Source organism: Nocardiopsis halophila DSM 44494 (genome assembly GCF_000341245.1).
Classification (GTDB): Bacteria; Actinomycetota; Actinomycetes; order Streptosporangiales; family Streptosporangiaceae; genus Nocardiopsis_A; species Nocardiopsis_A halophila.
The window spans coordinates 1-13,755 of the sequence record NZ_ANAD01000036.1; the positions used below are offsets into that span (position 1 = coordinate 1).

At 75.7% G+C, this 13,755-nt stretch carries 14 protein-coding genes and 1 pseudogene; 7 read left to right on the top strand and 8 right to left on the bottom strand.

Annotation, left to right across the window (positions count from 1 at the left end; genetic code table 11):
* The coding region (locus D450_RS35545; RefSeq protein ID WP_017537459.1) for a xanthine dehydrogenase family protein molybdopterin-binding subunit at positions 1–1,194 on the bottom strand (1,194 nt) is incomplete at its 3' end.
* A 362-nt stretch (positions 1,195–1,556) separates the two neighbouring features.
* A pseudogene (locus D450_RS35550) lies at positions 1,557–1,934 on the bottom strand ((2Fe-2S)-binding protein); the annotation flags it as partial.
* A gap of 88 nt (positions 1,935–2,022) precedes the next feature.
* Here D450_RS35550 and D450_RS0104380 point away from each other — a divergent pair.
* The 3 genes from D450_RS0104380 (at position 2,023) to D450_RS0104390 (ending at position 4,915) form a co-directional block, all read left to right on the top strand.
* Positions 2,023–2,640 (top strand): TetR/AcrR family transcriptional regulator, encoded by a 618-nt coding sequence (locus tag D450_RS0104380; RefSeq protein WP_017537460.1) that lies wholly within the window; start codon positions 2,023–2,025, stop codon positions 2,638–2,640.
* Between the two features lie 126 nt (positions 2,641–2,766).
* A complete protein-coding gene (locus D450_RS0104385) occupies positions 2,767–3,324 on the top strand; it encodes a helix-turn-helix transcriptional regulator (protein ID WP_017537461.1) in 558 nt (185 codons plus the stop codon).
* A 49-nt stretch (positions 3,325–3,373) separates the two neighbouring features.
* Complete coding sequence (locus D450_RS0104390; protein WP_017537462.1) at positions 3,374–4,915, top strand: serine hydrolase domain-containing protein; 1,542 nt, start codon at positions 3,374–3,376, stop codon at positions 4,913–4,915.
* Between the two features lie 11 nt (positions 4,916–4,926).
* Here the strand turns inward: D450_RS0104390 and D450_RS33870 are convergent, their stop codons facing one another.
* Positions 4,927–5,088 (bottom strand): hypothetical protein, encoded by a 162-nt coding sequence (locus D450_RS33870; RefSeq protein ID WP_162531540.1) that lies wholly within the window; start codon positions 5,086–5,088, stop codon positions 4,927–4,929.
* A gap of 339 nt (positions 5,089–5,427) precedes the next feature.
* Here D450_RS33870 and D450_RS0104400 point away from each other — a divergent pair, with 339 nt between their 5' ends.
* Positions 5,428–6,774, top strand: coding sequence for an HNH endonuclease signature motif containing protein (locus tag D450_RS0104400; protein WP_017537464.1), 1,347 nt, complete (start codon positions 5,428–5,430; stop codon positions 6,772–6,774).
* 1 nt (position 6,775) lies between these two features.
* Here D450_RS0104400 and D450_RS0104405 read toward each other — a convergent pair whose 3' ends face one another.
* From D450_RS0104405 to D450_RS0104415, 3 genes are read right to left on the bottom strand one after another with little or no spacing between them, the layout of a single operon-like run.
* A complete protein-coding gene (locus tag D450_RS0104405) occupies positions 6,776–7,093 on the bottom strand; it encodes a DMT family transporter (protein ID WP_017537465.1) in 318 nt (105 codons plus the stop codon).
* Complete coding sequence (locus D450_RS0104410) at positions 7,081–7,491, bottom strand: DMT family transporter (RefSeq protein ID WP_017537466.1); 411 nt, start codon at positions 7,489–7,491, stop codon at positions 7,081–7,083. The genes D450_RS0104405 and D450_RS0104410 overlap by 13 nt, the downstream gene beginning before the upstream one ends.
* Complete coding sequence (locus D450_RS0104415) at positions 7,488–8,228, bottom strand: SDR family NAD(P)-dependent oxidoreductase (protein WP_017537467.1); 741 nt, start codon at positions 8,226–8,228, stop codon at positions 7,488–7,490. The genes D450_RS0104410 and D450_RS0104415 overlap by 4 nt, the downstream gene beginning before the upstream one ends.
* 81 nt (positions 8,229–8,309) lie before the next feature.
* On the opposite strand from D450_RS0104415, the gene D450_RS0104420 reads away from it, so the two are divergent.
* The 3 genes from D450_RS0104420 (at position 8,310) to D450_RS0104430 (ending at position 11,430) form a co-directional block, all read left to right on the top strand.
* Complete coding sequence (locus D450_RS0104420; RefSeq protein WP_017537468.1) at positions 8,310–8,909, top strand: TetR/AcrR family transcriptional regulator; 600 nt, start codon at positions 8,310–8,312, stop codon at positions 8,907–8,909.
* Positions 8,910–9,324: 415 nt separating this feature from the next.
* Complete coding sequence (locus tag D450_RS0104425; protein ID WP_017537469.1) at positions 9,325–9,960, top strand: hypothetical protein; 636 nt, start codon at positions 9,325–9,327, stop codon at positions 9,958–9,960.
* Positions 9,961–10,113: 153 nt separating this feature from the next.
* On the top strand, positions 10,114–11,430 hold the full coding sequence (locus tag D450_RS0104430) for a phosphoribosyltransferase family protein (RefSeq protein WP_017537470.1): 1,317 nt from the start codon (positions 10,114–10,116) through the stop codon (positions 11,428–11,430).
* On the opposite strand, the gene D450_RS0104435 is transcribed toward D450_RS0104430, so the two are convergent.
* Positions 11,390–12,919, bottom strand: coding sequence for an FAD-dependent monooxygenase (locus tag D450_RS0104435; RefSeq protein ID WP_017537471.1), 1,530 nt, complete (start codon positions 12,917–12,919; stop codon positions 11,390–11,392). The two genes, D450_RS0104430 and D450_RS0104435, sit on opposite strands and share 41 nt — an antisense overlap.
* Positions 12,920–12,950: 31 nt before the next feature.
* On the bottom strand, positions 12,951–13,541 hold the full coding sequence (locus tag D450_RS0104440) for a PadR family transcriptional regulator (RefSeq protein WP_017537472.1): 591 nt from the start codon (positions 13,539–13,541) through the stop codon (positions 12,951–12,953).
* Between the last annotated feature and the right edge of the window lie 214 nt (positions 13,542–13,755).

The window sequence follows — 13,755 nt, forward strand, 5'->3', positions numbered from 1 at the left end:
GGCCGCCGCCGGCGCCACCGAGGTGGTCGTGCGGCTGCCGAACGAGCCGGGGCCGGGCACCGGTCCGCTCTCCCCGGTCTCCACCCGCACCTGGTCGGCCTCCAGGTCCAGCTCCTCGCGCACCACCCGGGCCAGCACAGTGCGCACGCCGGTGCCGATGTCCTGGGTGGCGGTGCGCACCACCACGCACCCGTCCTCCACCACCAGCTCCACCTGCGCGCTGGGGTCCAGCAGGTAGGGCCAGTTGGAGGCGGCCGCGCCCACGCCGCGCCGGAACCGGCCGGTGCGCGGCCCGCGCGGGCGGTCCCGCCACAGGGGCAGCGCGGCGGCGCGGTCGTAGAGGGCGTGCCGCTTGGGGTTGCCGTCCCAGCGGCGGCGCAGCGCGATCGGGTCCTCGCCCAGGCGCAGCGCCATCTCGTCCACGGCCTGTTCCAGCGCCCAGGCCAGCGGTGCGCCGCCGGGGCCGCGGAACGGGGCGCCGGGCGGGCGGTTGGTGATGACGTCGTAGTCGCGCACGCGGCGCGGGGCCCGGCCGTAGACGAGCATGCCCATCGCGGCCACGGCCGACCCGGTGGACACCCCGCCGTCGCCCCAGGAGTCGATGGACAGCGCGGACAGCCGCCCCCGGTCGTCGGCGAGCATCGCCAGCCGGGTGCGGGTCCCCGGGCGGGAGCCGGCGTCGGTGAGCTCCTCGGCGCGGTCGTAGACCAGCCGCACCGGCGCCCCGCTGAGCCGGGCCAGCTCCACCGCGGCCACGGCCTCGGTGCCCAGCCCCGACTTGGCGCCGAAGCCGCCGCCGACGTGCTCGGCGCGCACGTGCACCCGTTCGGGGGCCAGGTCCCAGCGCTCGGCCGCCTCCCGCGCCACCCCGCGCACGTACTGGGTGGACACGTGCAGGTACAGGTCGCCGCCCTCCCAGTAGGCGACGCAGGCGTGCGGCTCCAGAGGGGTGTGCACCTGGACGGCGGTGGTGAACTCGGCCGAGTACAGCAGCCGGTCGCCGCGTGCGTGGGCGTCGTTGAGGCGCTTGACGGCGGTGCCCCGGCGCAGGCCGAGCGTGGCGGGTCCCCGGACGTTGCCGCGCCAGGGCGCCGGAAGGGTCGCCCCCTCGTTGCTGGAGGGGGCGGCGGACCGCTCCTCGCGGGTCGGGTGGACCACCGGCGAGCCCGGCGTCTCGGCCGCGGCGGCCTCCACGGTGGCCGGGTGGTCGCGGTACTCGACCCGGACCTGCGCGGCGGCCCGCNNNCGTAGCGCACGGTCCGGTCCTGCGGGAGCAGGTCCACGTGCACGGCCCCGCCGGCGTCGAGGCGCGCCACCCGGGCGTGGGGGCGGTCGGAGCGCACGACCACCGCCTCCCAGTGGCCCTCGGGATAGACGTCGGTGGTGTAGCGGGCGCGTCCGGTCACCTTCTCGGCCGCGTCGGCGCGGGGCGGCGCGGCGGCCTTGTCCTGCTCCTGGTCCTGCTCCTGGTCGAAGCGCCCGGCGCACGCGGAGGCGACGGCCGCGAAGATCCCCTCGTAGGCCCCGCACCGGCACAGGTGGCCGGCCAGGGCCTCGGCGATGTCGGACCGGTCCGGCGCCGCGGCGCCGTGCTCGGCCCGCCACCGGTCGTGGAAGGCGGCGGCCTCCATGACGAAGCCGGGCGTGCAGTAGCCGCACTGCAGGGCGTCGTGGGCGGCGAAGGCGCGCTGCACGGGGTGGCGCCCCTCCAGGCCCTCCACGGTGGTGACCGAGCGGCCCTCCAGCGCGGTGGCGGGCAGCAGGCAGGAGGCGGTGGGGGCGCCGTCGACCAGGACCGTGCAGGCGCCGCAGACCCCCTGTCCGCAGGCGATCTTGGCCCCCGTCAGGCCGAGCCCCTCGCGCAGGGTCTCGGCGGCGCTGTCGTCGGGTGCGGGGCCGATGCTGGTGTGCGCGCCGTTGACTGTGGTGTCCAAGGCGTTGCTCCCCGGTGAGATCGAGTTGACGTCGTCAACGTACGAGGGCGAGTTGACGCTGTCAACGGCCGTCGCCTACGGTTCTGGCATGGTCCCCGGTCAGCCGCCCGATACCCGTGAGCGGCTCGTCCGCGCCGCCTGGGACCTGCTGGGCGAGGGCGGCCCGGGGGCGGTCACCCTGCGCGGCGTGGGCGCCCGGGTGGGCCTGTCGCGCTCGGCGCCCTACCGCCACTTCACCGACAAGGACGCCCTGCTGCGCGCCGTCGCCGCGCGGGCGTTCCTGGCCATGCGCGACCGTATGCGGGCGGCCGCCGACGGCGCCCGCGACACGCCCTCGGCGCTGCGGGCCGTCCTGCTGGCCTACATCGACTTCGCGGGCGAGGCGCCCGAGCACTACCGGCTCATGTTCGGCGAGTGGGTGGTCACCCAGAAGAAGGCCGAGGGCGCCACGGGCGGGCCGCTGCACGAGGCCGCGGTCGCCCTGTTCGACGAGTGCGCCGGGATGGTGGCCTCCGGGCAGCGCGAGGGGGCGTTCCGCGCGGGCGACCCGGGCGACCTGGCGCTGCTGACCTGGTCGACCGTGCACGGCCTGGTGACCTTCGCCGGAACCGGCCACCTCGACGCCAAGGACCGCGCCGCCCGGGCCGAGGTGGAGCGCTTGGTCGGCGAGGTCGTCAAGGGGCTGCTGGCGCGCTCGGCCGGCTGAGTCCGGCCGGGGGCGGTGCTCGCTCCTCCCTCCTTCTTCTCCTTTCACCTGTTCCGGCTCGGCTTCCGGCTCCGCTCGCGCGCGCCGTCGTTTGTACGAAATTACGTAAGTACGTATCATCGAGGTGTGGAGAACCGCGAGGAGCGCGTCGATGAGCGTCTGGCCCAGCTGGAGGAGCGGGTCGGGCGGCTTGAGCGCGATCGGAACGACGCCGGGGATCAGCGGCCCGAGCCGGCCGCGGAGCGCCCGGGGGAGGGCACCGGCGGCCCGGAGGGCGCGGACGTCTTCTGGGCGCTGAACCGGATCAAGCGGATGGCCGACCCCGAGCGCGGGGCCGTGCTGTTCACCGGCCAGGTGCCGCTTCCCACAGGGGAGCGCTACGAGTGGCAGGAGGCGGCCGAGGCGGCGGAGCTGATCGAGGCGGACTGGAGCGAGGTCGCCGGGGCCATCGAGGCGCTCGGGCACCCCGTACGGCTGACCCTGCTGCAGCGGGTGCTGACCGGGACCGCCGACACCGCCGCCCTGAAGCAGGACCCGTCCCTGGGGACCACCGGCCAGCTCTACCATCACCTGCGGCGCCTCACCGCCGACGGGTGGCTGCGCTCGGCCGGGCGCGGGCGCTACCGGGTGCCGCCCGAACGCATCGTCCCGCTCCTGGTGGTGCTGATGGCCGCGCGCCGGTGAGCGCGCGGCGGACGAGGAGGCCGCGGTGCAGCGGACAGGGAAGGAACGAGTGACGGAACGGAAGGCGGCGGCCCTCGCCGCAGCGCTGGGAGCCGCGGTGGCGGTCGGCGCCTACCTGGTCTTCCCGGTGACCCCGCCGGTCGACCGGCACGTCTCGGGCGACGAGGAGATCGCCGGGCAGGTGCTGGAGGAGCTGCCGTACGGCTCGGCCGTCGGGGTGTCGGTGCTGCTGGAGGAGGAGGGGCGGACCCGCACCGCGCAGCTGGGCACCCGCGGGGACGGTGAGCCGGTGGCGGAGGGGACGCGGTTCGAGACCGGGTCCCTGCAGAAGGTGGTGACCGCCCGGCTGCTCGCCGACATGGTGGAGGGGGGCGAGGTCGAGCTGGACACCACGCTCGGCGAGATCTGGTCCGAGGTCGACTTCGCGGACCCCGCGGTCGCGGACACCACCCTGGAGAGCCTGGCCACGCACACCTCCGGGCTCCCGGGCCTGCCGCTCGGCGCCGACGCCGGGCTCGTCCAAGGAATCCTGCCCTACCAGTTCTTCCGGGCCGACCCCTACCGGGCTGCAGGGGACCCCGTCGAGGTGGCCGCTTCCATGGAAGACAGCGGCGCGGCGCCGGGCTCGCCGCACACCTACTCCAACTTCGGCTTCGCCCTGCTGGGGCACAGCCTCGGGCACGCGGCGGGCGGCGACTACCGGACGGCGGTGACCGAGCGGGTGCTGGAGCCGCTGGGCATGGACGCCACCGTCGTGCCCGACCCGGGCGACGGGCCCGAGCCGCCGCAGGGCGCGGCGCTGCCCTTCCGGGCCGCTTCGTCCCCCGCCGTGCAGTGGAAGCCGGGGCAGTACATCCCGTCGGGATCGGGGACGTGGAGTACACCGGAGGACCTGAGCCGCCTCCTGGAGGCCGCCCAGGACACCGAGTCCCCGGTCACGCGGATGACGCACGAGCCGCGGGAGGCCGAGGGCATCTCCGGTGCCGAGGAGTACGATGCACGGTCCGGCCTGGCGTGGGTGCTGTGGAACGTCGGCGGCACCGAGCTCTCGTGGCACAACGGCGGCACCAGCGGCACGGTGACGTTCATGGGGCACACCGACGACGGGCGGTCGGTGGTCGTCATGGCCGACTCGTCGAAGGTGCCCGCCGAGCGGATCGGTCTCACCCTCCTGGGCCTGGACTCCTCAGCGTTCTCGGGGGGCGGGGGGATCCTCGCCTACTGGGGCGCCGGGGTCGCGGTGTTCCTGGCCGTTCTGGTCCCGGGGATCACCCTGCTGCGCGTCGCCCGCGGCAGCCTCCAGCGGGGGCCGCTGCCCAGGGCGAACACGGTCGCCGAAGTGGCGGCGTCGGCGGCGGCCTGGGTGTGGGCGTTCGTCCTCGGCGACTGGGGAACGGTGCCTCCGGTGGTGTGGGCGGTCGGTGGAGGCCTGGTAGTGGCATCCGTGGTCGCGGCGGTGCACCGGTGGAACACGACGCGCGCGACCGGAGCACGGACGCGCTGGCACTCGTGGATCATGCCGGCGCTGAACATCGTGTTCGCGGTACTGGTGCTGTGGGGAACGGCCACGGCGATCAGCCAGATGCCGTAGCGGTTGCCGCATCAGTACCTGGGCCGGGGAGAGCGGACCACCTCGCTCCCCGGCCCGAGCTTGTCCGCCGTCAGGTCCTCGTCTCCGGTGAGTTCCTGCGGATCGGTGATGGGCCCCTGGGCGGGGACCCTGCTGAGTGAGGGGTGGTCGGCCAAGGGAGCGAGATGCGGCATGCGGATTGACCTGCGGCGATGGGTGTCACTGCCTAGGAGGGTGAACCATTCGGTGTGCAAGACGCCCTCGGGAGGCGATCGGTTCGTGCTTCCACCCCCCTTTGAGTGCGACTCGTTCGGTTTCTCGGCGCTCTAGAGAATGTGATCGATCCATTTTCAAGGTGTCGTTGGAATTTGTATCTGGCGTTGTCGTGACCATCGTGCACGGGAAGACGGGAAAGGGCGTTGGGGTGGCGGTCAAGGGGTGGGTTGACCTGCGCAAATATGAGACGATGGGAAAGGTTGGGAAATCTCGAAAAGGGGCTGTGAAATGTCGGCGGTGTTGCTTACATTGGATGCATGGACGACCAGCAGTACCCCGGTGCTCCCGCCGGATCTCCCGCGCGGGAGATCGAGCAGGGCATTTCCGGGGTGCTGCGCGGAATCGGCCGGGCCGTCGAGGCGGAGGTGGCCCCCGGCCACCGGGAGGGCCTGATCCGGGCCATGGGGGCCCTGGCCGCCGGGCAGGACGCCCTGGACCTGGCCGCGGCCCGGCTGGCGGCGCGGATGCGCGACACCGGCGCCCTGGCCGGCTCGGACTTCTCCACGGTGACCGGGCTGCTCCGGGACCACGGGCGCACCCTGGCCCAGGCCAAGGCGGTCGTCCAGGTGGCCGACCGCCTGGACGAGTACGCGGCCTCGGTCAAGGCCGCCGAGGCCGGTGAGATCGGCTTCTCCCACCTGGCCAAGGTGGTCGGCGAGTGCGAGAAGGCCGTCGAGAGGCGCCCGGCCGGGGACTTCCCGGACCCCGACGACTTCCGCGCCCGCGCCGAGCCGATCCTGCTGGAGGCGGTCCGCGCCGGCGCCGACCCCTCCGGTCTGGGGCGCATCGGCCGCACCCTTCTCCAGCGCATCTGCCCGGAGGAGGACGAGCGGGAGAACCGCCGCTCCTTCGCCGAGCGGAAGGCGCGCTACCTCCGGAACCGCTTCGGCTTCACGATGGAGGTCCAGGGCGACATCGCCTCCGACCACATCGTCTCCTCCGCGCTGGACCTGCACACCGCCCCTCCCGGGGAGGGCGACGAGCGGACCGCCGACGAGCGCCGGTTCGACGCCCTGGTGCAGCTCTGCGAGAACCGGCTCTCCGCCGAGGGCGCCCCCGTTCCGGTCCCCGAGGCCGGGTCGGACGCGGCCAAGGCCCTGGCGGCCCCGCGCGGGAGCACGCGCCGCCGGGGCGCGGGGCGGGCCTTCGTGAACGTGACCGTCCCCCTGGACATGCTCCGGCTCCAGGAAGGCGCCGCACCGGCCGTGACGGACCGGGGCCGGGCGCTTCCGCACTCGGCCGCCCGGGCCTTCGCCTCGGACTGCATCCTGCAGCGGATGGTCACCGAGCCCGTCACCGGCAAGGTGCTGGACGTGGGCACCGCCAGGAGGACCTTCCCGGACAAGATCCGCCACGCCCTGGCCGCCCGCACCGCCACCTGCCAGTGGGAGGAAGGGTGCACGGTGCCGGTCCGGTGGTGCGAGGGCGACCACCGCACCGAGTGGTGGGAGGGCGGCGCCACCACCGCCGAGAACGGGCAGCTCCTGTGCGGTCGGCACAACCGGGAGAAGCACCGGCGCCGCACCGAGGCCCACTACCGGGCCCGCCGGGGAGGGGCCGGGGGAGAGGCGGGGCCCGACCCGCCTTCCCCCGGGGCCCGCTGAATCAGCCTCCGATCAGGTTGAGGCCGACCACCCCTGCGGTGATCGCGGCCAGTCCCGCGAGGCGGCGGCGGGAGACGGGTTCTCCGAGGAGGAGCACCCCGACGGCCGCGACGCCGATGGTTCCGATGCCGACCCATGCGGCGTAGGCGGTGCCCATGGGCAGGTCCCTGAGGGCGTAGGTGAGCAGTCCGAGGCTGAGCAGGGCCGTGCCGATGCCCAGGGCGCCCCAGCCCGGCCGGGTCAGCCCCTCGGCCTTCTTCAGTGCCAGGGACCAGACGATCTCCAGCAGGCCGGCGACGGTCAAGATCAGCCATGCCATGTGGGCCTCCTCGGGGGGTCCGCGGGTGTGCGCTCGGATGTGTGATCGGAGAGGCTGAGCGTGACGACGCCGCCGATGATGAGGCCGAGAAGGGCCAGGCGCGCCGCGGTGACCGGCTCGCCGTGGGCGATGATCCCCGCGGCCGCGACGCCGATGGTCCCGATGCCGACCCATGCGGCGTAGGCGGTGCCCATGGGCAGGTCCTTCAGGGCGGTGGAGAGCAGTCCGAGGCTGAGCAGGGCCGTGCCGATGCCCAGGGCGCCCCAGCCCGGCCGGGTCAGCCCCTCGGCCTTCTTCAGTGCCAGGGACCAGACGATCTCCAGCAGGCCGGCGACGGCCAGGACGGTCCAGGAGGCGGCCGGGGACCGGCGTGTGTCCGCCGCGGTGCCGGTGCTCACGCCGTCACGCCGCCGTCGACCGTGACGGACGTGCCGGTGATGTAGGCGCCGCCCGGCCCCGCGAGGTGGGCGACGGTGGCGGCGACCTCCTCCGGCCTGCCGTAGCGGCCGAGCGCGATCAGGGCGCGCTCGTCGTCGGCGCCCTCGCCGTCGGCGGGGTTCATGTCGGTGTCGGTGGAGCCGGGGTGCACGACGGTCGCGGTGATGCCGCGCGGCCCCACGTCGCGGGCCAGGCCCTTGGTGAAGCCGGTCAGCGCCGACTTGCTCATCGCGTACAGGCTGATGCCCGGGCCGGGAACGCGCTCGGCGAGGCTGCTGCCGATGCTGATGATCCGCCCGCCCTCGCCCATGTGCCGCAGCGCCGCCCTGCTCGCCACGAACACCGCGCGGACGTGCACCGCCATGGTCGCCTCGTAGTCCTCCAGGGTGAGGTCGCCGATGTCGCCGTAGGGGAAGATCCCGGCGTTGTTCACCAGGATGTCCAGGGATCCCAGGGCGGAGGCGGTCCGCTCGACCGCGGCCTCCACCGCCGCCGGGTCCGCGGCGTCGGCGCGCAGGGCCAGGGCCCGGCCACCGGCCTCCTCGATCCCGCGGACCGTCTTCTCCGCGCGGTCCCGGGAGGCGGCGTAGGTCAGCGCGACCGCGCAGCCCTCTGCGGCGAGCCGGGCGGCGACCGCCGCGCCGATGCCCCTGCCGCCGCCGGTGACCAGTGCGGTCCTGCCGTCGAGTGTGCCCATGGGAGGCCTCCTTCGATTTATGTAGTGTTCGCTACATAATTGCTAGCATCGGCGGAGGCGTCAAGGGAAGGCGGGGAGGCGATGGCGGGGCGCGGACGGCCGCGGCGGTTCGACCGGCAGGCCGCCCTCAGGACGGCCATGCGGCTCTTCTGGCAGCACGGGTACGAGGGGACCTCGCTGACCATGCTCACCTCGGCGATGGGCATCACCCCGACCAGCCTGTACGCCGCCTTCGGGTCCAAGGACGGGCTCTTCCGCGAGGCCGTGGAGCTGTACAGCGCCCCCGAGGCCTCGCCCACCGACCGGGCGATGGGCGCCCCGACGGCCCGGGAGGCCGTCGAGCGGATGCTCCGCGGCAACGCCGACGCCTATGCCGACCCCGACACCCCGCCGGGCTGCATGGTGGTCCTGTCCGGCATCAACCTGGCCGAGGGGCACGAGCACGTCGGGCGGTACCTGGCCGGGCTCCGGCGCGCCGACCTGGACAAGGTCCGCGCCCGCATCCGGCGCGGTGTGGAGGAGGGCGACCTGCCCGCCGGGGCCGACCCCGACGTGCTGGCGTCCTTCGCCGTGACGGTCCTGCACGGGCTGTCGGTCCAGGCCCGCGACGGCGCCGGCCGGGAGCGCCTCCAGGCCGTCGTCGACGGCGCCATGGCGGGGTGGGACCGGCTCGCGCGGTGATCCCTGCGCCCGGTCAGGAGGGGGCGCGCCCGTCCAGGACCTCGGCCAGGTGGAGCGCCCTGCGGTCGGTGCCCTGGGCCCTCCCCACCCAGTAGGCCGGTCGCGTTTCGCTGCCCGCGGGGCGGGGGCGCTACGCACCGTAGCGCGCTATGGACTCTCGGCCCTTTCCGGTCTCCGAGCCCCTGATTACGGTCGCGGGAGATCGGGGGATTGTCCGTGCGGGTCGAGCGGGAAGCCGGAAGCGATGACGACAGGGCCGATGAGCGCAAGGTCGATTCGGGCGGGGGAGAACACCCGCCCCGGTGGTCGGCACAGAGCGGCCGGGAACGGCGGCTTGAGCGGAATTCTGAAAGGGCTCAGACGCGGGGCGGAGCCGCCCCCCGCCCCGGAGGGAGAGAGGAGCGGGGAGAGGAGCATGGACGACGCGGGCGGAGGCGAGCGCCGCAAGGCCTGGGCGGGAGGGGAGTGGTGGGCCCCGCTGCTGTTCCGCCTCGCCGGCGTGCAGCGGGCCGGTGCAGCGCACGGCCTGCTGCTCCACACCCTCGACCTCGCCGGGGAGCGGCCCGCCGTCGTCGCCTCCTGGCCCGGCGGGAGGGAGCGGCGCACCCGGGTCGACCCCGGCGCCGGGACCGCGGCGCTGGTGGAGGCGCTGCGCCCGGGCGGCCCGGTGGCGGTGCCGCCCCGGGACGCCGGCGAGCCCTACTGGGACCCCGGGGCGGACGCGCCCGTCCCGCTCCGCCACGCGTTCCTGCTGGAGGAGCTCAGCGGCTCCTCGCAGGCCTGGTCGGCGCGGGCCGGGGAGCGGTTCGCGCTGCTGCGCATCGAGGTGCGCACCGGAGGGGGCCGGGCCGGGGACGCGGTCACCTACCTGGCGGCCGAGCGCCCCGTCCGCGGCGACGCGGTGGTCCTGCGGGTGCCCCCGGCGGCGCCCGCCGAGATCGTCGGGATCGCCTACCGGGCGGTGGACCGGCTGCGCTGGACCCGGACCACCGGGCTGCCGGCGCTGGGCCGCATCGCCGGGCGGGAGGCGTTCCTGGACTTCCTGCACTGAACCCCCGCGATCCCGCCTTTTGTGAATCTATGACGTAAAGGTGGCGGTTCCGGCGCCTCGCCCCTCCGGCCGGCGCACGGCCCGGCGCCCGGCCGACCGCGTTCAGCCCCCGCCCCCGCCGGGCAGGAGTGCGGGTGAAGGGGGATGCGAGCAATGGCTGACCTGGAGCGCGCATTCGAGGACCGCGCCGAGGCGGGCCGGCTGCTGGGGCGGCGGCTCGTGCACGGAGGCGAGGCCGAGAAGGAGCCGGTCGTGCTGGCGCTGCCGCGCGGCGGCGTGCCGGTGGGGTACAGGGTCGCCGAGGAGCTCGGCGCGCCGCTGGACGTGATCGGCGTCCGCAAGCTGGGCCTTCCCGACCACCCGGAGCTGGCCATGGGCGCCATCGGCGAGGGCGGGGTGCGCATCCTCAACGACGCGGTGGTCCGGGGCCACGGCGTCACCGAGCGGGAGCTGGAGGCGGTCGAGCGGCAGGAGCGCGCGGAGCTGGAGCGCCGCGCCGAGCTGTTCCGCGAGGGCCGCCCGCGCACCTCGCCGGCCGGGCGCACCGCCGTGGTGGTCGACGACGGCGTGGCCACCGGCTCCACCGCCCGCGCCGCCTGCCGGGTGGCCCGGGCCCAGGGGGCCGTGCGGGTGGTGCTGGCGGTGCCGGTGGGCTCCCCCTCCGCCCTGGACCGCCTGGCCGCCGAGGCCGACGCGGTGGTGGCCCTGTCGGCGCCGGAGTGGTTCCAGTCGGTCGGGGAGTGGTACGCCGACTTCGGCCAGACCGGCGAGGGGGAGGTGGTCCGCCTGCTGCGGGAGGCGGCGCGGCGCCCGGGCACCGCCGGCGGGGAGGTGGAACTGGAGGCGGGGGGCGTGGTCCTCAAGGGGCGCCTGACCGTGCCCGAGGGGGCCCAGGCCGTGGTCGTGTTCGCGCACGGCAGCGGGAGCGGCCGCGACAGCCCGCGCAACGTGCACGTGGCCGGCCGGCTGCACGGCGCCGGGCTGGGCACGCTGCTGTTCGACCTGCTCACTCCGGAAGAGGAAGGCGACCGCGAGCTGGTCTTCGACATCCGGCTGCTGTCCGAGCGGCTGCGCGGCGCGGTGTCCTGGCTGCGCGGGCGCCCGGAGGCGGTGCGGCTGCCCGCGGGCTGCTTCGGTGCGAGCACCGGTGCGGCGGCCGCGCTGGTGGCGGCCGCCGAAGAGCCGTCCGCGATCGGCGCGGTGGTCTCCCGCGGGGGCCGGCCGGACCTGGCCGGGGCCTCCCTGGCGGCGGTGCGGGCGCCCACCCTGCTCATCGTCGGCGGCGCCGACGAGCCGGTGCTAGACCTGAACCGCCGGGCGCGGGAGGAGATGGCCTGCGAGACCGGCCTGGAGGTGGTGCCGGGCGCGGGCCACCTCTTCGAGGAGCCGGGCGCCCTGGACCGCGTGGCGGACCTGGCGGCGGCGTGGTTCACCGCCCGCCTGGCACCGGACCTGCCACCGGAGCGGTGAGCCGTCCCCCGGCCGTCCCGCACCAGCGCGCCAGGGCGTCCTCCAGGTCCCCGGTCGCGCGCCCGCCGCGGGCGCGCACCCAGGCGGTGTGCCCGTCGGGGCGCAGGAGGGCCGCCTCGGCCCCCTGCGGGTCGCCGCACTGGGCCCGGACGACCGCGGCCCCGGCGGCCTCCGCCCGCTCGGGCAGGGGCAGGTCGGCGCCGTTGAAGGCGAGCAGCAGCGGACGGCGGCCGGCCACGAGCGCGGACAGGCGCGTGCGGCGGCCGTCGGCGACCAGGTCCAGGTCGGGGGCGAGGCGGCCGAGCCAGGGGTGGGCCCCGGGGTCGGCGGCGCCCATGGGGTGGGCGGTGTCCAGGCCGAGGAGGGACTCCGCGAGCGCGGTAGCGGCGGCGGGCCGGTCGAACACCCGGGTGAGCAGGTCCTTGAGCGGTTCCAGGGCCGGGTCGCGGCCGGCGAGGAGGGCTTGGGCCCGGGTCGCGGCCAGGACGCGTTCGGCGGCGGGGCGGCGCTCGGCTTCGTAGCTGTCGAGGAGGCCCTCGGGTGCGGACCCGCGCACGGTCCGCGCGAGTTTCCAGCCCAGGTTGTGCGCGTCCTCGATGGCGACGTTGACGCCGACCGCCCCGGCCGGCGGGTGGATGTGCGCGGCGTCGCCGGCGAGGAGGACGCGGCCGGCGCGGTAGCGGTCGGCCAGGCGGGCGGCGTCGCCGAAGCGGGTGAGCCAGAGGTGCCCGGCCAGGGGGACGGGCCGTCCGAGGGCGTCTTCCAGGGCGCGGGCGAAGCCCGCCGGGGTGACGGGGGCGTCCCGGTCGGCGGGCGGGTCGGGGTCGGCGAGCAGGACGCGCACGTAGCCGGTGCGGGGCAGGACGAGGACGTCGCCGCCCGGCCCGGCCGCCGGCCCCGGCGGCAGTGCGTCGGTGTCGGCGGGGACGACGTCGCCGAGCAGGGTCCAGGAGGAGGCCTCGGTTCCGGGGAAGCCGATCCCGGCCTGCTTGCGTACGGTGCTGCGGCCGCCGTCGCAGCCGACGGTGTGCCCGGCGGTGACCTCCACGGGGCCGTCGGGGCCGTCGGCGCGGGCGGTGGTGCCCTCGGGGCCCTGGTCGAGGGCGGTGAGGCGGTGGCCGCGCAGGAGGCGGGCGCCGTGCCCGAGGGCGTGCTCCTCCAGGATCTGCTCGATGCGCAGCTGCGGGATGCCCAGGGTGAACGGGTGGTCGGTGGCGGCGCCGGGCATGGGCAGGGCGACCGGGAGCCCGGTGAAGGGGCCGTGCGGGGTGGGCCGCCCCTCGGCGAGGAAGGGGGCGGCCAGGCCGCGGCGGGCGAGCAGGTCCAGGCTGCGGGCGTTGAGGTTGAACCCGCGGGAGCGCCGGGGGCGTTCGGCGTCGCGTTCGATGACGGTGGTGTCGATGCCTTCGGCGGCGAGCTCGCAGGCCAGGAGGAGCCCGGCGGGCCCGGCCCCGGTGATGAGGACGTCGGTGGTCAGGGAAGGGGACACGGTGGCCTCCGTGGTCGGGTTCGGGCCGGGGTCAGCGCGCGCCGGCGGGCCAGGGCAGGGAGCCGGTGCGGATCTCCTCGGCGGTGGCCAGGGCCCAGGAGCGCTCGGCTTCCGCCATGTGCACGGCGTACTCGACCTCGATCAGGAACAGGCGGGGCAGGGCGGAACCGTCGAGCGCGCGGTGCAGGTCGGCCCTGAGGCGGTCGGCCCGTTCGGCCAGGCGCCCGGCGCGCTCGGTGAGGGCGTCCCGGGCGCGGTCGGGCCCCAGGGCGCCGAGGTAGGCGACGGCCGAGAGGAAGACGGGGTACTCGTCGTCGGCGGGGGTGCGGACGAGCGCGTCCAGGCGTTCGGAGAAGGCCGTGCGGCCGGCGTCGGTGAGGGCGTAGACGGTGCGTCGGGGGCGGTCGCCGTCGCTGCCGGTGTCCTCTTCGCGGATCCACTCGCGTTCGAGCAGGGCGCGGACGGTGTCGTAGAGGGTGCCCGTGCCGAGCTTGAAGGCGGTGTCCAGGCCGCGGTCGCGCAGGGTGGCCCGCATCTCGTAGGGGTGCATGGGCTTCTCCAGGAGCAGCCCCATGACGGCCAGGGCGAGCGGGTTGCCGGCGGCGCGGCGGCGGGCGGCCATGCGGCCTCCTTGTTCGGTTCCGAATATTCGGAACCGAATATAGCACCCGGGGCCGCCGTCCCGTCGCCGGCGGCGCGCGCGGGCCGGTTCCGGCGGTTCAGTCCCGGCGGGGCCGGGCGTTGAGGTGGAGGGGGTGCAGGAGCTCGATCCCGGCGACGTTCTCGGTCGGTTCGACGGTGATCCGGGCGGCGCGGTCGTCGATGGCCTGCAGGTG